Consider the following 18,501-nt stretch of genomic DNA (forward strand, 5'->3'; position numbering starts at 1 on the left):
GGCGTTTGGGAGCGACATACCTACTCTTGCGTCGCTATCCTGCCGAGCGAGAACAGCGTAATCATTTCCTTTAAAAGCTTTTCTTCGTTGCGCGAGCAGGCGAAACTCCGCCCCTGAAGTGCCATTGAGCGCGCGACATCCGGCTGGTTCAGAATGTTTTGGAGCGCGTTGCGATAAGAGAATGGATTTTGGTCGCGGATCACCGTACCGGTCACGCCATGCATCATGTTCTCCTGACAGGCGCCTTCGGCGGCAACGACGACCGGCAAACCAGAAGCTTGCGCTTCTAAGATCACATTGCCAAAGGTTTCCGTAGTGCTGGGAAAGAAAAATACCTGTGCCGAAGCATACGCCGCCGCGAGCATTTCCCCCCGCAAATAGCCGGGCGTGATAACGGCGGGATAGCGTTGCTTGATTTCCTTCAGCAGCGGCCCATCACCAATGATAACGAACTTCGCCGTGCGCTGCGTTTGCTGCCACAGCTCATGGGTTTGCAACCATACTTCGAGATTTTTTTCCCGCGCCACCCTGCCGACATAGAGAATGACGGGCTCGCCCTGATAGGTAGCGTCAAACTGCTGCCAGAAATCTTTCTGCCGTTTGTCTGGGTGAAAAAGTTCGGTATTCACCCCACGTCGAAAAACATGAATTCGTTTCCGTTTTACCCCATTGGAACGGAGCACTTTGGCATAGGTGTCCGAAGGGGCGAGCACGCGATCGGCTTGATTGCAAAGCACGGCATACGCGCTCCAAAGCAGCCGTTCGCACAGGTGGTCACCTGTATAGCGGCCAATATAGGCGGGAAAATCCGTGTGAAAGGTGGTGACATACGGGATTTTCAGAATCGACGCGATGGCAAAGGCGTAGAGGCCAAGAATGCCCGGAGTTGCCGCATAAATCACGTCAAAATTTTCCTGGTCAACATATTCAAGGAGATCAAGAAAGTGGGGGATGTTGAGAGTCAGTTCGGGATATTCTGGGAGCGGAAACGAAAAAAGCGCCGCAAATTGATAACGGTGCGGGGTTTCTGGCAGCAAAGTGGTGCCGCAGGTCAAGAAAGTCATATTGTACTTATGGCGTTGACATAGCGCGAGCAGCTTGCGGCTGGTAAGGGCAACGCCGTTAATATCATCAATAGTATCGGTGAAATACGCAACCTTGCCTTCGCGGTGCTTCGCCCCACCCGTCAGCGCCTGAAATATTTGACGCGAACGCCGCTTTTCAATCGCCCGCTGCCAGTAGGTAGAGAGGTAAAAAGCGGTTGGGACGGCACTGAGGACAATTTTCCCAAGGATCATTGCGAGTTGTTCCATATCGCCATTTTTTTGGTGGCGCAGTTCGCCGATTAAATACGGGAAAAATTGCGTGGTAAATGAGTGAATCAGTTGATGGCGTTCATTCGCTAAATCGTAATCGCGCCCACATACCTGTTGAATAAATTTTCCAAGGCGTGCGCCTCCAAAAATCCGCTGCGGCCATGAAAGGCGTTGCTCCTGTCCAAACAAAGCATCCAGCAAAGGATAGGCGGCACCCCGCTCTTGCATCCACTGGTAGGTAATCCCCATCACCATGTGACTAAGGCGCTCCGCCGATCCAGGCTGACCAGCGGGTTCGGTTGTTGCTAAACGGAGCGATTGCAACAAATCATCGCAACTTTCCCCAGCAAAACGGGTAAATGTTTGCCCAACATCGATGCCACCATGATCATCCGAACCGCCCGTCATCGCAATCGTTGCCCGCTGCCGTTTATTAAACCCGTACTGATTGGCGTATCGCTCCAAGTCGGTGGCGGTAGTACGCTGCACAATCTGAAGCGTTAAATTGCGGGAAAGGCGCGAGCGGGTTCCGTTCAGAATTTCCCAGTTGTCAAACAGTAGCAGACAGCGTTCGATATGCGTACGATCAAGCGTTCCATTCATATCATACAGCGGGTGCGCCAGAATATGCTCGATCTGCTGATATTGCAGATAATCAACCAATTCGTAGATATTTTTCCGAAGTGGTTGAATTTCACGGTGATGCGCTTCGGTGATGTTGAGGGCAATGACATGCAACTGGCAATTATCTTCGGGGAAAGCGACGGTAATCTCTTCGCTCACAAAGACATCTGGCAAGTGTCCAATTTCCAGACATCCGGCAATCGCATTGTGATCGGTCAGCGTCACCAAACTCATGCCACGCGCTTTGAGGCGGTGGTAGAGTGTCAGCGGCGCTTGATAACTCTCTTGCATACCCAGTTTGCCAGAAAAAAATCCCGCCGAACTCTGGGAGGCCGACGAATGGAGGTGCAGGTCGATGGTTCCTTGCATACGGTTCCTTACTCCGCGGTTGTCAGGGTGTGGTATTGACCGCGAATAGTTTGATAGAGCATCGCCGCAAATTCTTTGCGCGTCCCGCACGGTGGCGCATGCTCCAGAATATGTTGGGTGCACTCCACCGATTGGAGGCGTAAAAATCGTTGCAAATGTGCGCCAAACGTCATATCGCCGTAATAGCACACGCTATCGAGCGTTTCACGGTCAGCGCTTGCCTCATTGATGACGGTATACGCCAAGACGACTGGCAACACGGCAATACCAGCCTGAAGCGCCACTTGAATCAACGCCCCTTTAAAAGGGAGCACGGTTGAGCCGTCCGAACTGGTCGCCTCGGGAAACAGACAGATGTTGTAGCCCTGTGACAAAAGTGCCGCGAGCTGTGATTGTTCTTCGTGGAGTTTGGTGTTGCGGCGACGATCGACAAACACTGATCCACCACATTTGGCCATCCAGCCGATAAATGGTGAACGCTCAACCTCGCGCGATGTAACAAAGAGCGTTGGAACCTGCGACGCAATAACGATGATGTCAATATACGAAAGGTGGTTCGCCACAATCAGCTCGCCCCGCAGGGTACGCGCCAGCCGTCCGCCACGAATGCGGATATGCAGCAGCCACACCCCAAAGCGGCAGATGTGATGGGTCAGGTGTGCCTGCATCCACTGCCGTTTGTGATGTGCCAAAGGGAGTATGCCAACCAGCGTGGCGGCGATGCCATAGCCTACAATCGCCAGCGCCACGACACCTTGTTTCCACACATGCTTCATTTGGAAAATTTCTGGCTTACCTTTTCGTCGATCGCTTGCATATCGAGCAAGGTTAAAAAGTCGACACAGCCAAAATCAAGATCGAGCGCGGGTCCGCCGCACACGACCGCGCCGGCTTTCAGGTAAAACTTCAGGAGTGGTGGCAGGATTTTTTCGGCACTACGGGGAAAATCTGGCTGCAACACTTCGACAAAATCGGCGTACCCTTCGAGTCCACTGATGCGGTAGGCACGGCGTGTTTTGGTGCGCAACGACTTCTCTGAACCGTATTTGGCCAGAAGATGCAGATACAAAGCCGCCGCGTCATCAACGGCGGTTGTTTGCACACTAGAGCAGCCAAACAAATAACGCGATTCGGTCAGTTTCAGGTATTCGTTAATCCCTTTCCACAACAACGCTATCGTAGAAGAGTTGCGATGCTGCAGGCTGACACAGGCGCGACCGAGTTCTAACTTCTTACCAGGAAGCGCTAATATCGGACGAATATCGAACTCTGAACTTGAATAAAATGTGGAATTAAAGAGCGAAGCATTCATCCGATACGTTCCCGCCAACTCGTGCGTGCGCTTGTCAATAATCATCAAATGATCGCATTGTGTATCAAAACGATCCATATCGAGCGGGAGTGCTTTTTGTCTTTTTTGCACTTCGGTGTAAAACACATCATAACGCAGGCGGAGCACCCGTTCTAACTCTTCACCACTATCCGCTGTTTTGACTGAATATTTGCTGGTTTCAAAAGAGAAAGGGACGTGCGCCATAAACCGCCGGATTTTCGCGTGGAGGAGCGTTCCCAAAAATTTGTCGGTGCGCGTAACACGGCAAAGCGGAGCAAGACGGGGGGAATCTAATACCTTTTGAGCCAGCATAGCGTCTCCTTTGAGGATTTGTCTGCTGGAGCATAGGTACGTCTGGTGAAAAAAATGTTAAGTTGACGTCAGAAGAGTGTAGTTTTTGTGATTGAAGACAAAAATGGGGCGGTTACCCGCCCCGCTCAGAACATCTCAATCAGTAAAAATGCCTTTCCATTCAGCGCGAACGCCCTTGCGGCAAGCGCAAGGATGATGGCTCCGTGCGAAACTCATCGACCAAGGCCATAGTCTCTTGCGCTTGTTGTTCAACCGCGTTGGTATGAACGACAAGGTCATGGATAATTTCCGCACTCTCTTCGACACCACTGGTAATGGTCGCAATCGTTTCCGCAACGGTCGAAATCGCACTCGCCTGATTTTCAATCAGCTTTTGGGCTTGCAAATTTGCGGTAGCCATTGACTCAATTTGTTGCAAAATCTCACCAAAGAGGTGATCAACCTGACGAATCCGCTCGACACCATCATGTACATTGGTACGCGCCGCATCCATGTTCCGGCTCGCAATGCCAGTTTCCTGTTGCAGCGTACCGAGGATAGATTCAATTTGTGAAATGGCCCCTTGGGTACGCTCCGCGAGCTTACGCACCTCATCAGCTACCACGGCGAATCCTCTGCCGGACTCCCCAGCGCGCGCCGCTTCGATAGCCGCGTTGAGCGCCAGCAGATTGGTTTGATCGGCAATATCATTGATCGAACCAAGGATCGCCGTAATCTCTGACGATGAACGGGAAAGGTTGCTCACCGTCCCGTGCAGTTCCGTGGCTTCCGACTCAATCTGCACCATGGAACGCACAGCACCACTGAGTGTTTCTTTGCCCGCACGAGTCATATGGCAACTTTTTTCGGTTCCTTCCGAAATGGTACGGATAGCCGCCAGCACCTCGCTTGAGGCGTTGCCAATCATCTGCGTCTGGTCGGCACTGTGGCGCAACTGTTCGCTCTGAGCATCAAAGCTGGTCGAAAAATCTGCCGCCATATTCGCAATTTCACGGTTGCGGTTGGCAACAGTGGTAAAGTGTTCTTTAATATTGGCGAGCAGCGTGCGTAAGTTGTGAATGAACAAGTTGATAGCGCTGGCAATCGTCTGGATTTCACGGTTGCTTGCGGAAGGAAGCTCGATGGTTAAATCATTTTCCGATTTCCCTAACAGGCGGGCATACGTAGCAATCGGCTGAATAAGGCCACGCTCAAAGAAGAGGTGCAGCAGGAGTACGAGAAAAATCAAAAACAGAACAACCACAATAACCGCAGTGAGCATAAGTGAGGAATGCAGACCCGCAACCGATTTCTGCGCAATATCGAGTGGCACGGCAACCGAAATAATCCCGCGGTAGTCGCCTTCTTTAAAGTTAAAGGCAACTTCGCCATAGTCCGCCACCAGACGGTTGTAGAGTGGCGTTGGGACTTCGCGATGCGGTTCGCCATGACATGTCAGACACGCTTTGGCAACTTTGAGTGGCAAAGCGTAGAGAATCGCTTCTTTCCCTTCATGAATCCCATGCTCCCAATGTTCGGTAAGTTTTTTATCTTCGATAAGCTGCATAATGCGCAGCTCATTTTCGTTTGGGACATTCAGCGGATTGCGGTAGCGCAAAGCGGTTTGTTTGATGTACATCTCGCCGCTTTCGCTGAGTTTTTTGGCCACCTGAGCGCCTGAATAGGCTGGAGTTGCCGCCCATTGATTCACAGAAGTGTCACTAAAGGTAACTTTTGGGGCAATTTGCGCCATATAATTACGCATCGTCAGAAGCTGGTGCGCCATTTTACGAGCTTTATCGATATTTTCTTCCACCGAATAATCATCAATTTGCTTCTGGCCAACTATTCCCAGGGTTCCAATAGCCACCATCAACATCAGTGCGACCAGCGCCGCAAGTTTTACTTTCATTCCCATGCTTTTTAATCCTTTACGAAAAAATTGGACACAGGAATTTTGCAATCAGAGTGCCATTGTTCTTGGCCGCCCTCAGTGCGAAAATAACATTTCAGGTGATTGTTTTATTGCCGGAAAAATTGGTGGAAATTGTGCCACCCGATGATCTCTTGCGAACACCATCCTCTCACTTATCCCGTGCGAAACATAAAATAGACCGCCGCAACAAGGCATAATCCCGCCCAGAGATAATCAAGCTTTAATGGTTGGTGCATATAAAAAACGGCAAACGGCACAAACACCGCAAGGGTGATCACTTCCTGTAAAATCTTCAAATTGGCAATCGAATATTCGGTCGCCCCAATTCGGTTTGCCGGAACTTGCAGCAGATATTCAAAGAGCGCAATTCCCCAACTGATGAGCGCTGCCCAATACCATTTGTGTCCCGCCAGATTTTTCAGGTGGGCATACCACGCAAAGGTCATAAAAATATTGGAGAGCATCAACAGAAAAGTCGTCTGCACAATAACCGGTAATCCAAGCAATTTAGCGAACATATAGTACTCCATAGGGTGAGTAAAACTTGCTCCATCTAGTCGCGAACGGTGTTGGTTGTCAATGGGAATTATAGTAACAAGCGAGTTATGATTGCGGGTCACTTGCGCATCTGCTAAATTCGCCACGGAAATTTTAAGAATGATTCTATTTTGAGGAGGGTATATGCGTTTTCTCCGTTCATTTCTCATCTCCACACGACTGTATTTAGGATTTGGTGGGATCTTAGCCATAACGCTACTGGTTATGGCGTTAAGTGTTACGACTGCTTTTGACAACATGATTCAAACCAACAACACCCGCAATGCTGAGATGACCTACAAAATTGTCCTCGCCCAAATTGCGGAACAAGGTAGACTCTCCGTTATGCTAAGCGACGCTATTGCGAACATTCCTGACTTCAGCCGGATGGCTGAAGAAAATGACCGTCAGGGACTTCAGGCTGCTCTTGGCCCAGTGTTTGAAAAATTCAAAACAACCTATGGGCTACGCCAGTTTCAATTTCACACGATTGATGCCAAAGCCATGCTCCGCTTGCATATGCCGCAAAAGCATGGCGATGATCTTTCCTCTTTTCGCCATACCGTCGTCGCCGCTAACAAGAATCGCGCAGCGGCGGCAGGGCTGGAAGCCGGCGTAGCCGATCTTGGACTGCGTGGCGTTGTTCCGGTTTTCCACGAAGGGAAACATGTTGGCTCGCTAGAGTTCGGTTTTGATTTCGGGGAAAAATTTGTTCAAGATCTTAAACGTTCTTTTGGCGTCGATGTGGCACTGTATACGCAACGGGAAGGGAAATTTGTCGCACACGCCTCAACTTTTCGCGACCAAGGGGCTTTTTTGAGCGATCAAGAAATGCGGCACGTCGTGAGTGGCGGCCAAGCAACATTGACCGGGATGCTCAAAAACGAGCCGGTTGATATCAGCGCCTATCCGCTACAAGATTTTTCTGGTAGCACCGTTGGCGTGCTGGAGATCGTCACCAGCCGCGCTGAAGTAGCCGCACAAATTGCCAGCTTGCGTACCGCTCTTATCGTCATAGGCGTTCTGCTTCTGCTCTTTGCTGTTCTCGCGTCTTATCTGATTGCGACATCCATTATCACGTCGCTGCGCCGCGTGCATACGGTGACCAAAGATCTTGCACAGGGCGAAGGCGATCTGACTGTCCGTCTCCCTGATGATGCCGGACGCGATGAACTCCACCGGTTAAGCCACTACTTCAACCGCTTTATTGATAAAACCGAGCAGATGATCAGTGGAACATATCGGATGATCGGCAATAGTGCTGGCGCCATTGCCGGTGTACTGGAAGTCATGGGGCGCGTCCGTTCCGACGCGACACGCAGCGCAGATAACGCCAGCGAACTGTCCGCCTCTGCTCACGAAATGAGCGCAACTATCAACGAAATATCGCGCAATATCGCCGATGCCACTGACGCAGCGGAAAGAACTGTTACCATGGCGGGTTCAGGCGCAAAACAACTGGAAGCCAGCACGAATAGCATCCGTCAGCTTGGTCAGGAAATTGACGCACTGGCTGACGAAATCCGCGAACTGCAGCAAAGCGCGAAACAGATTGGCGCCGTGGTTGGCGTGATCAATGACATTTCCGAACAAACGAACCTGCTCGCACTCAACGCCGCTATCGAAGCTGCCCGCGCTGGCGAAGCTGGACGTGGTTTTGCTGTCGTCGCCGACGAAGTGCGCAAGCTGGCTGAAAACACGCAGCGCTCAACGAAAGAAATTGAATCCGCTATCCGCATGATCGTTACGAAAGTCGAAGCAGCCAGCGTTAAAGCCCATCAAGCCAGCGAACTCACCGCCGCACAAGCCGATGTTTCGCGCGAAGCCCAGCAAAGCTTCCATGAAATTTCTTCAGCTATCGACTCCATGGGCGAAATGTTCCTGAGCGTAAATGCAGCCATGGAAGAGCAATCAGTGACCACTGAACAAATAGCCGACAATATCGACAACATGGCAGAACGCTTCAAGAGCCTCAGCAATCAAGTTGTGCTCCTTTCCGACAACGCCGACGTGATCGTCGGAAACCTGCGCGAAATGGGCGACGCCTTTGGGTCATTAAAAACCAATAATCGCTCGACCCCATTTATCAAAGGGAAAATCGCCCATGTGCTGCTGTTGCATAACATTCTCGCACGTGTGAACCAAGGCAATCGCGACACGCAGATTCCCGACCACAACAACTGCGGCTTCGGGAAAATTTGCGCCAGCCATCTGATGGACGAATTCCGCAACGATCCCGACTACATGGCCTTGGCGCAACCGCACAAGCAAGTCCATGAACAGGCACTGAGCCTCCTTCACGCTATTGGTGGCACCGAAAAGGAATTAGACAGTAAACGTGAAGCGTTTGAACGGGTTGTTCATCAGTTTATTGAACGACTTGACCATCTGATTGTCAAGTATTCCAGCGGAAATAACGGAGTCAAAGCAGCCCTCCCGCCAGCAGCACGCGTCCAAGGATTGCAACTACGTAAATGAACGTATTCTTCAACAAAGTCTGGCAGCGAGTAAAAGCATCGTTCCGTGATGATCAATATCTCGACTACCTGCGCACCGAAATTGAAGGCGAGGGCGAAGCAACACACGTTGTGCTGCGCCCTCGTAACAGCGAACATACGACGATATGCACCGGGTACCTTTCGAGCCGCACGCATCAGCACGCCCCCGACGTTACCGAAACCATGACCTGCTTTCGCACGCCGAACGATCAGGTGCTGTTGCTCAAATTCACGGTTGAGGTTACCGGAACCCATGCCAGCTTCGGCAACAGCGCCGAAGCCATTGCCAAAACGGCGTATGGCATCCAACCCACCATAATGCCGCAAAAAAATGGAACCCTCACACTCATACACGGTGCCGTCGCGCTTACCCTTTACGAAACGGCACCCGTGCACGCCCTTGCCGTGCTGGCATCGCAAAAACGTTTCGAACTCTACCTTGCGGGAACAGGGGAAATTTGGCAGACATTACAAACCGTGAGCGGCTTTGATACGCCCGTGGCCGCTCCATTCGCACCTGTGCCAGAAATGCTGGTGCACCCAGCCGCATGGGACGATGAATCGTTGCGCCTTGCGCTCCTATTGCGGCATAATAACGGCTGACACGTATCCGACCCGACACGATAAGGAGAGAGCTTATGTTCTTTGATTGCATCCGCGCCAGACGCAGTATCCGCAAATTCACCGCACAACCCGTGGAAACCGAAAAAATCCAATTGATTACCGAAGCTGCCCTGCGTGCGCCCTCGTCACGTGGCCGCCAGCCGTGGGAATTTTATGTCGTCACGAGCCCTACAACCCTCACAAAACTTGCCCGCTCCAAAATGCACGGTTCGGCCTTTCTTGGTGGTACCACACTCGCCATTGTCGTCTGTGCCGACCCAAACGTAAGCGATGTGTGGATAGAAGATACCGCCATCGCCGCAACCTATATCCAGCTCGCCGCTCAAGAACTTGGACTTGCCAGCACGTGGGTACAAATCCGCCTGCGTCAGCACGACCAGCAGACCAGTTCAGAGGCGTTTTTACGGGAACAGCTCAACCTTCCGGCCACATTGCAGGTCGCATCGATTATCGGTATCGGCTACCCCGCGGAAACACTTCCCGGCTGGAAGGTGAGTGACCTACCGAGCGGAAAAATCCATTTTACAGAGTGATACGCGGCACAATACTCCCAACGCGCGACATGTGCCGCACTGGCTCCTATCCAGCCGCATAATCCACCACCACCAGTTGCGGCCACGACCGCCCATTCCAGGTGTTGATATCAAGGCGGAAGGCCAGCAACACGTTTTTATTCACCATCGGTTGCAGGTTTTGCGAAAAAGCGATCCCTTGGTGTCGCCCGCCACTCGGATCAACCAGTGTCAAGCGGCTGTGTTTGCCGTCGTGTCCAAGGCGCTGTACGTCAATCAGCCGAAAGTTGGCAACCAGTACGGGTTCTTCGTTTCCGCGCCCAAATGGTTCCAGCACACGAAGTTGTTCTCGGCTTTGCAACGTTAGCAGTGGTGGTGCAACGGTTCCAGCAACGTCGAGTTTTGGCTGAAACACTTCTGGCGCAATTTTTTCCATCTGACGGTGCAGCCGTTGTCGCAGGGTGTCGATATTCTCCACCGCAATGCGAAATCCAGCCGCCATGGGATGGCCTCCAAAGCCTTCCAGAATATCGGCACACACTTCAAGGTGCTGCCGAATATCGATCCCGTCAACGGAACGACAGCTCCCTTTTGCGATTCCGTCTTCGCCAATCGCACAGACGAGCGCGGGTTTGTAAAAGTGACTTTTCAGGCGTGACGCCACAATGCCAATCACCCCTTCGTTCCAATCGGTGCGCGCGACAACAAGCGGTAAGAAGCGCTCAAGCTGGCGTTCTTCAATGAGGACATATGCTTCCTGCACAGTTTGTTGTTCGATTTCGCGCCGTGCTAGGTTCAAGGCGTTGAGCTGCGTCGCCAATACCGCCGCGTCTTCGTCATTGTCACACAAGAGGAGCTCCAGTGCTTGTGAGGCGTGTTCTAGCCGCCCAGCAGCATTCAATCGTGGGGCGAGGGCAAATCCAAGATCGCCACTGCGGATGGTTGCCAAATCAACATTGGCAACGTGACACAACGCCCGCAATCCGGCAAACGGGGTTTCCCGAAACAGGCGCAAACCGTGTTGCACTATCGTCCGGTTTTCGCCAATCAGCGGCATGACATCGGCCACGGTTGCCAGTGCAACCAGTGGCAACAAAGGCGCTAGCGAAATATCTTTGCGCCCAAGGTGTTTGCGTAAAGCGATGGCAAACTTCAGCGCCACCGCCGTACCGCTTAATTCCTTGAAACGCGAACGACAGCCGGGTTGGTGCGGATTGACGATAGCGTGCGCGTGCGGGAGTTCGGCAGGAACTTGATGGTGATCGGTGATAATAAGCGGAATCTGGTGCTGGCGCAGTATTTCAGCTTCGGCAACGCCACTTATGCCACAGTCTACGGTAATAATCAGTGCCGCACTCTGCGCTAAATGGAGCATGGAGTCACGATGTAAGCCATACCCTTCGCTAAAGCGGTCGGGAATATGCCAAGTAACCTGCGCGCCGCACTGACGCAAGAAACGCACCAGCACTGCCGTTGCCACGGTGCCATCAACGTCGTAGTCGCCATAGATAACGATGTTGCCTTTTTGCTGGAGTATCTCTGCGGTACACGCCACCGCCTCTGCCATCCCCAACATTTCCATGGGGTCAGACAGGTCGGCTAATGTGGGGTTCAAGAGAAACTCCCCCTCTTCTTGCCGTTTTTCGAGTATAAACTTGAGAAGATTATCGAAATTTTCTATCATCGCTGGTTGCTGATACTTCCAGACAAATGCATTACCCTGAATCGTTTTTAACAAGGAATCCCCCAAGTGAATGCAAAGTGGATTTATGGAGTGCTTGCTATCACGGTATTCGTTACCGTTGCACTGAGCTTTGCGGGATGGTATGCCATGCGGCAATTGCCATCGCTCGTAGCAAACCTCGCTGACCAAGCGGGGATAACCATACAATACGAAGCGCCGAAAGTGAATCTTTCCGGCATAACAGCCAAGAATGTGCACGTCAGCGGCACGGGGTTTGACATTGCCTTTGAGCGCGTTTCGGTCGGCATCTACTGGCGCTCACTCTGGCGTTTACAGGGAATCGGCGTGAAGCTACGCCATGGTTCGCTCACGCTGATTCCGACCACCTCATCCGATGCGACAGTGACATTATCGGCTCCACCTGAGCCGCTTGCCTTGCCGGACATTCCCGCTCTCTTAGAAACGTACCGCAGTTATTTCACCTATTTTGGTGGCATCGAAGTGATTGATCTTGCGGTGCACGTTGATGCACTCACCATCAGTGGGATAAGTGGTACCGTGGAGCAAGGCGGCAACGGGCGGATACGGGTAGCGCAGATTGACCATCCGCAAACCGGCATGATTCGCGACCTTCAGTTAGATTTCAGCGCTGACGGCCACGCCTATCAACTGCTGTGGAATCTCCGCCTTGCACCGCAAACCATTCAGGGAGTGGAGCTAAGCGATACTCTGCGCCTGAAGGGAGCCATCGATCTGCGTCAGCAAATCGTGCTCCTCCGCGAAGGGCGGGTAGCATTACCAATGGTTATTCTTCACCCTACCGCAACCATTGGGCTAGAGACGTTTGAAGCGCGACTGACTGGCGAGGCGCACACTGCGAGTCGCTGGCACGATATGAAACTCCCTTTTGAAGCGACCGCCGCTGGTTCGTATCGCGACCTGCGCTATCAAGCCACCATAAACGGCACGGAATGGCACGCGCTCATGGCACACCTCCCATCCATGAAAATCACGGTGGAAGGTAACCTAGACGCCGTTCGCGCTACCTTGCAAACCGACACCAGCGAGGCAATCCGTGTTGCAGCACAGTACCGTTTTGGCGATCCTACCATTGCGCTTGAAGCGACACTCAACAACGCTCGCCTGCAGGACTATATCTACCCCACGATAAAGTATATCGACCTCCGCGAAATCACCGGCCAAGCAAAAGGGGCGCTCCACCTGAAAACCCTGACAACGACGCTCGATGCTGAAGTTGCGCTGATGTACAACAGTTTTGCCACACCACTCCGTGCCACCGCAAAAACGTCCATGATCATTGATCGCAACCACATTGCTTTTCAAAACGGCTCCGCGCACTCGCCACACATGAATGCCACGGCCAGCGGCGCGCTCTATTTTCACGATCTCAACAACTTTTTCGATTTGCACGCCGAAGGAACAGTTCATCGCATTGCCCCGCTGGTCAAGCCATTCTGGATAGACTTTATCGATGGCAGCGGTACGTTTGCTTTGCATATTACGGGCGAAGCGGAAAATCCGCGTGTCAACGTAAGCGCAAGTGGGACAGACCTCCGCGTCTTCGATGGCATCATTGATCGTGGGAGCGGTCAGGTTGAGGTATATGGGAACGAGGTAAAAATTCTTGCCGTCACGGCAGAAATTGCTGAAGGTATCGTCAGCATGCCACGTGGTTATGTGCGTGTGGCAGATGCCGATTCGGTCGAAATTCATTTCCCTTTTTCTGGTACCGCACTCCCTTCGGAACGGTTACAAGGGTTTGGAAACCTGACGTTACCCCCTTTTGATTTCCCCGTAATCGATTCGATTGAAGGGCGCATCAGCGGGAATGGCCGCGCCCCGAATGTCGCCGTTGCGTTTCGCTCCGCGCCAACACAAGGGTCGCAGTGGAATATCCCAGAACTGCACGGCAACCTGACGTTTTCGCCGGAGTTAGTTTTGCGTGGCACTCTCGTCGAACAGTGGCAGCCGCACAATGAACTCAAAGGTTCGATCGACTTTACCCGCGAACGCCTTGACCTCACTTTCTCCGGCAGCCAAATTGAGCCACAAACATATTATCCAAAATTACTTCCAGCGTTTAGCATGAGCATTCAGCAGGTGAATGCAGTCGCCAAAGGAACCTTTACCAAACCACGCGTTTCCTTTGAGCTTGCCCAAGGTGTCTTGCGCGAAAATGCCGAACGATTAACAATTGTCTTCGATGCCAAAGGCGATGCGACAGAAGAACGCGCCACAGTCACTTTCCCCGAGCTGGACGTGATCTGGCCAGTGCGTGCCAGTGCGCCGGGTGCAACCGTCACACTTGACCTCAAGCGTGGCGAGCAACGCGTTCACGGGCGAGTAACATCACAATACGGCGATCTGAATGTCAATGCGCTTATGAAAGGCGTGTCGCCCATCTCCCTGCAACTGGCGGGCACCAGTGATTTGGAAATCTTTGACGGCCTGACCGGTGGACTCATACAGGGCAAAGGGGGGGTGGCACTTGAACTGGCTGGCGAAGAAGTGATCGAAGGATACGTCCGCTTTGCGCCAGAGGCCTATATTATCCCCAAAGGGGAGCCACAACTGAAACTTGCCGACGTCAGTACGTCGCTGGAGTTTGATCGCCAAGAGGATCGCCTTTCGTTCCGTACACTCCGTGCGTCGCTGGGGCGTAATGGGTTGATCCTCGGCAATGGTGATGTGTGGCGCGATGAAGAGGGGGAGCTCTCATGGAAAACCGATCTGAGCCTCACTGGCTTTTCCTACCAAACAGGGGAAAATCTGATTATGGCCGACGCGCACGGTTCAGCGCGAAGCCGCAGTGGCGAACTGCCCTACCTCTCTGGCGAAGTCGATATCCGGCGCGGGCAGCTTTCTTCTCGCACCACCCGTGGCGGCAGTAGCGTCGCCCCAGGCACCGGTGGTGCGCCATCACAGATTGGCGCGATGATTAACGACTTGCCATTTGAAGGCATTATTTCCCTCCGCTCTTCGGCACCCGTCACAGTACTGCTTAATGAAGGCAAAGTTGTTATTCAGCCAACGCTGGAAGGGGTGAAGCGCGATGGATATTTTGCACTGCGCGGTACGATTGACGTGCTGAGTGGCGACTTACTGTACAATAGCAACACATTCTTGCTGAAACGGGGGCAGATGACGTTTGACCAGAGCTTTCAGCCCCACCTCGCACTCAATGCCACAACATCGCGCCAAGGGTATACAATTTTTGTCTCCATCGCGGGGACGCCAACCAATCCCATTGTCAATTTTCGCAGTATTCCTTCCCTCCCGCGCGAAAAAATTGTACAGATGTTGGTACTCGGCGACGTTGGCGACGATCTTGCTCCGACATCAGCCGCGTCCTACCTCCTCGCCGGGCGCTTAGTAGAAAGCTTGAACACGATGACCGGCATGTTTTCTGGAGCTTCTCTGTTCTCTGTTTCTACCAGTGGACTCATGACCGATCATGCGGATATTTCGATCGGTAAAGAGCTTTCAAGCCGTTTAGAGATAAAAGTGACACAAGATATTGGGGCAGAGCGGGAACAGCAAATAGAAGTGATTTATAAAATTTTTGACTTCCTCCACATCAAAGGGCGCGAACGACTGGGCGGGTCGTACGGGGTCGAGATAGAATACCGGATAGGACATTAATGATGCTTGCTGAAGTGGTTATCGCCACCATCCTCACCACTTTTGACGAAGATCGGGCGCTGCTCCAGTCGCTTGTAGAGCGTCCTGTACCGCACGAAGAGATCGATTCCGTGGTGCGACAATTAGATGATCTGGCTTTTTTCCGCGTCGTCAACACCGCGCGAGAGGGCGACCAGTTGCAGATTCACGTCGAACGGGAATATCCCATCGATCAGGTAGTTTTCCGTGGCAACTATACCGTTCTTGACAGTGTTATTTTGCGCCACCTAACGGTTATTCCGCGTCATATTGGCGATGTACTTGGCTGGGAACAGCTCCAACAGCAAGTGCGCGATCTGTATTGGGAAAATGGCTACCTTGATGTGCAGGTCGATATTGAAATGGAAATCGCGGAATACACGGCGAATCTTATTGTCCGCGTTACAGAAGGGCGACCGTACGTAGTGCGGAGTGTTATTTATCCAACCGATCAGCCGAACCTTCCGTGGATTATTCCGAGTGCGTTTCTTGATTTTACCTCCCTGCGTGAACGGATGGGAGCATGGCGGCAAGACATGGTCAGGCAAGGGTTTATTCAGGCCGACTACCATGTAAGTTATCAGCGCACACATACGACGGTGCCCGGATTTTCCATCTCCTCCCCATTCAAAACACTCCTGAACCTAGGCGCACGTGATCAGGGAGTTGACCTCTACATAAATCTCAAGCCAGGCAAACAGTACCGCCTGACCTACGATATTCCTGAGGGGGTCACTCAAGAAGAGCTGCTGGCACAGCTGCGCATGGAACGTCGCTTAGTGATTGATGAATTTGAATTGCAACTGATGGAAGAAGAGCTGCGTCGTTATCTAGAATCAAACAGGGGATACCATGTCGACGTTGTCATGTTGCAGCTCGAAGGCGATCACCTTCGCCTGAACATCATCGGCACTCCGGCTACGGCCACCCCCGTTGTGGTGCAAAGTAATCTCTGGGAACCTAGGATCAAGCGTCCCGCAGAACGACGCAACGAACAGGGCGGCATGACACCCGTTCAGCGCAACCGCTTGGAAGGACGTTTGGTAGGAGAAATGGCAAACCGCGCCATTGATGCGCGCATAACAAAAGGTGAAAACGACGCGGGTAGCATAACATGGTCAGTATTGAGCACCCTATCGCCTTTACCATACGCCATACAGCTTCAGGAAACCCATCCCTCTGGAATTGCCGCCGACACAATTATGCGAGCTATTTTCGCCCGCTATCAGGAAAACGAATGGCTTGCTTCCGATCCCGACCTTCTCGCTCAAGTGGTAAAGCGCGAATATGGCGCGTCTGGCTATCTTGATGCCGCCGCACAGGTGAATCGTACTCATGTTGGGAATCAAGTTGCCCTGATGATTACCGTCGATCCCGGAAAACAATACCGACTGGATAACTTTTTGATTCTGGGGGCTCATCGCACCTCGCCGCGCTATATTGCGCGTCTGGTCGACACAACTCCGGGAACCATCGCCCAGCTCGAAGCGCTGGAACGAGCGCGCTTTAACGTAGAAGGCGAGCGGGTATTTTCGTTTAGTAAGATGAGTACTGTTGCCTATGGCGATCAGGTGACACCCGTTGTTGAGGCGGAAGATAAACGAAATGCGTATGGTGCATTTTCGCTTGGTTTCGACTCAAGCACCGGACTTAGCTCACAAGTAAAATTGGGGTACACAAACGTTTTGGGTCGCGGTGGAGAAGTGTTGGCCACGCATCGCGAATCGAACAAGCAAGTCGTCTCTGCTGCCACATATAACGAACGCTACTCATTCGGCTTGCCGGTTGACACCGAATACGGCATCTTTCGCGAAGAGCTTTCAAAAAACTACTTCGACTTCGAAAAATATGGTGCCAGAATCGCCCTGCGCCACCAACTTACCACCGCTATCTCAGTAGCACTCGGTTATGACTATGAAGTCACCACGTATGATGCCGTTGATCCGCGCCTGCGTTTCGGGCGTGACTACGACGCCGAAAGCCACTACCACATTCTCAGTGCCACAGCAAGGCTAACGAAGACCGACAACCCGCTGCTGCCCACTCGCGGCCTTGAGGCTTCGGTATTGCTTGACTATGGCCTTTCGACCGCGAACCGATATGCTAACTACAGCGGCATGACATTGCGTGGCAGCCTGTATATTCCACCGTGGGACAATGGTGTTGTCGCCCTGCATGGGGAATACGGGATTTTGCGTCCAAACAACTCCGACTCTCCACTGCCACTGGAACGGCGCTTTTATCTGGGAGGAGCGAACTCCGTGCGCGGCTATGCACTTGATTCTGTCGGAGTAGACAACGGGAACGGCGCTACCATTGGCGGACTCAGTTATACACTTGTCAGTACTGAATACCGCCACTCTTTTGGCAACATTGAAGTCGTCGCCTTCTACGACATTGGAACGGTACACGAAGGCGAACTGATAGATGGGGATAAAACCCCTTACATGAGCGTCGGCAGTGGCATCCGTTACAAAACACTGGTCGGCCCTGTACGCTTTGACGTGGCCACACCGCTGACGCACAAAGAAAGTGCTAACCGCGTCGAATGGTATTTAACACTGGGGTACAGTTTCTGATGTTTGCTGATCAAATGAGGGTAGGCTACCGTTGACCCTCTTCGATTGTGCAGGTCGTGTCAATCCCGCCACGTGTATTGTAGATGGTGGTGACTTTGAGGTAGTGCGGAGTCAGCAGCGCCCAGATATCGTCGAACAAGCGATTCGTCACGTGTTCCTGATAAATACCGACATTGCGGTAACTAACCAGATAATATTTGAGACTTTTGAGTTCCACTATTTTTTCATTTGGAATGTATTCCAGCACTAATGTGCCAACATCCGGCAAACCACTGAACGGACATACGGCACTAAATTCTGTTGTTGTATATTCCACCAACTGCCGTCGCCCAGCGTAGGGAAATGTTTCAAGAACTTGAACATCAATATGCGATTCATCCACAAAATTGAGTACTTTGCCTTCTGCCTGCGCCATACAACCCCCGACTGTAATAAAAGTGCGTCAAGCTAACGCAAAATATGCATTGGTGCAATCGCGATTCGCGCGAAATTGATTAAATGATTGACAGCAAACACC

Annotated in this window: 12 protein-coding genes; 5 read left to right on the forward strand and 7 right to left on the reverse strand. The window is 52.1% G+C overall.

The features are described 5' to 3' along the window. Positions 1-20 precede the first annotated feature (20 nt). The 5 genes from P304_RS0113020 to P304_RS0113040 form a co-directional block, all read right to left on the reverse strand. A complete protein-coding gene (locus P304_RS0113020; RefSeq protein WP_027390889.1) occupies positions 21-2,309 on the reverse strand; it encodes a glycosyltransferase in 2,289 nt (762 codons plus the stop codon). Positions 2,310-2,317: 8 nt separating this feature from the next. After that, positions 2,318-3,085: a lysophospholipid acyltransferase family protein gene (locus P304_RS16445; RefSeq protein WP_051321691.1), complete on the reverse strand. Its 768-nt coding sequence runs from the start codon at positions 3,083-3,085 to the stop codon at positions 2,318-2,320. After that, positions 3,082-3,954: a GNAT family N-acetyltransferase gene (locus P304_RS0113030; protein WP_027390890.1), complete on the reverse strand. Its 873-nt coding sequence runs from the start codon at positions 3,952-3,954 to the stop codon at positions 3,082-3,084. The genes P304_RS16445 and P304_RS0113030 overlap by 4 nt, the downstream gene beginning before the upstream one ends. 160 nt (positions 3,955-4,114) lie before the next feature. After that, on the reverse strand, positions 4,115-5,851 hold the full coding sequence (locus P304_RS0113035; protein WP_027390891.1) for a methyl-accepting chemotaxis protein: 1,737 nt from the start codon (positions 5,849-5,851) through the stop codon (positions 4,115-4,117). 170 nt (positions 5,852-6,021) lie between these two features. Next, positions 6,022-6,387 (reverse strand): DMT family protein, encoded by a 366-nt coding sequence (locus P304_RS0113040; RefSeq protein WP_027390892.1) that lies wholly within the window; start codon positions 6,385-6,387, stop codon positions 6,022-6,024. A 163-nt stretch (positions 6,388-6,550) separates the two neighbouring features. Between P304_RS0113040 and P304_RS17550 the strand changes: the two genes are divergently transcribed. Genes P304_RS17550 through P304_RS0113055 form a run of 3 tightly spaced genes read left to right on the forward strand, consistent with a single transcriptional unit; the run spans position 6,551 to position 10,061 of the window. Then, positions 6,551-8,884 (forward strand): methyl-accepting chemotaxis protein, encoded by a 2,334-nt coding sequence (locus P304_RS17550; RefSeq protein WP_027390893.1) that lies wholly within the window; start codon positions 6,551-6,553, stop codon positions 8,882-8,884. Next, complete coding sequence (locus tag P304_RS0113050; RefSeq protein ID WP_027390894.1) at positions 8,881-9,507, forward strand: hypothetical protein; 627 nt, start codon at positions 8,881-8,883, stop codon at positions 9,505-9,507. Before P304_RS17550 ends, P304_RS0113050 begins: the two co-directional genes overlap by 4 nt. A gap of 35 nt (positions 9,508-9,542) precedes the next feature. Further along, positions 9,543-10,061, forward strand: a complete 519-nt coding sequence (locus P304_RS0113055; RefSeq protein ID WP_027390895.1) for a nitroreductase family protein — start codon at positions 9,543-9,545, stop codon at positions 10,059-10,061. Between the two features lie 46 nt (positions 10,062-10,107). Here the strand turns inward: P304_RS0113055 and recJ are convergent, their stop codons facing one another. Next, positions 10,108-11,778, reverse strand: a complete 1,671-nt coding sequence (gene recJ, locus P304_RS15725; RefSeq protein WP_051321692.1) for a single-stranded-DNA-specific exonuclease RecJ — start codon at positions 11,776-11,778, stop codon at positions 10,108-10,110. Positions 11,779-11,790: 12 nt separating this feature from the next. On the opposite strand from recJ, the gene P304_RS0113065 reads away from it, so the two are divergent. Next, complete coding sequence (locus tag P304_RS0113065) at positions 11,791-15,387, forward strand: translocation/assembly module TamB domain-containing protein (protein WP_027390896.1); 3,597 nt, start codon at positions 11,791-11,793, stop codon at positions 15,385-15,387. Continuing rightward, a complete protein-coding gene (locus P304_RS0113070; RefSeq protein ID WP_027390897.1) occupies positions 15,387-17,984 on the forward strand; it encodes a BamA/OMP85 family outer membrane protein in 2,598 nt (865 codons plus the stop codon). Before P304_RS0113065 ends, P304_RS0113070 begins: the two co-directional genes overlap by 1 nt. A 25-nt stretch (positions 17,985-18,009) precedes the next feature. Here the strand turns inward: P304_RS0113070 and queF are convergent, their stop codons facing one another. After that, the gene (gene queF / locus P304_RS0113075) at positions 18,010-18,399 is read right to left on the reverse strand and encodes a preQ(1) synthase (RefSeq protein WP_027390898.1); all 390 of its coding nucleotides are present in this window, start codon (positions 18,397-18,399) and stop codon (positions 18,010-18,012) included. Between the last annotated feature and the right edge of the window lie 102 nt (positions 18,400-18,501).

This window comes from Chrysiogenes arsenatis DSM 11915, assembly GCF_000469585.1.
GTDB lineage: Bacteria > Chrysiogenota > Chrysiogenetes > Chrysiogenales > Chrysiogenaceae > Chrysiogenes > Chrysiogenes arsenatis.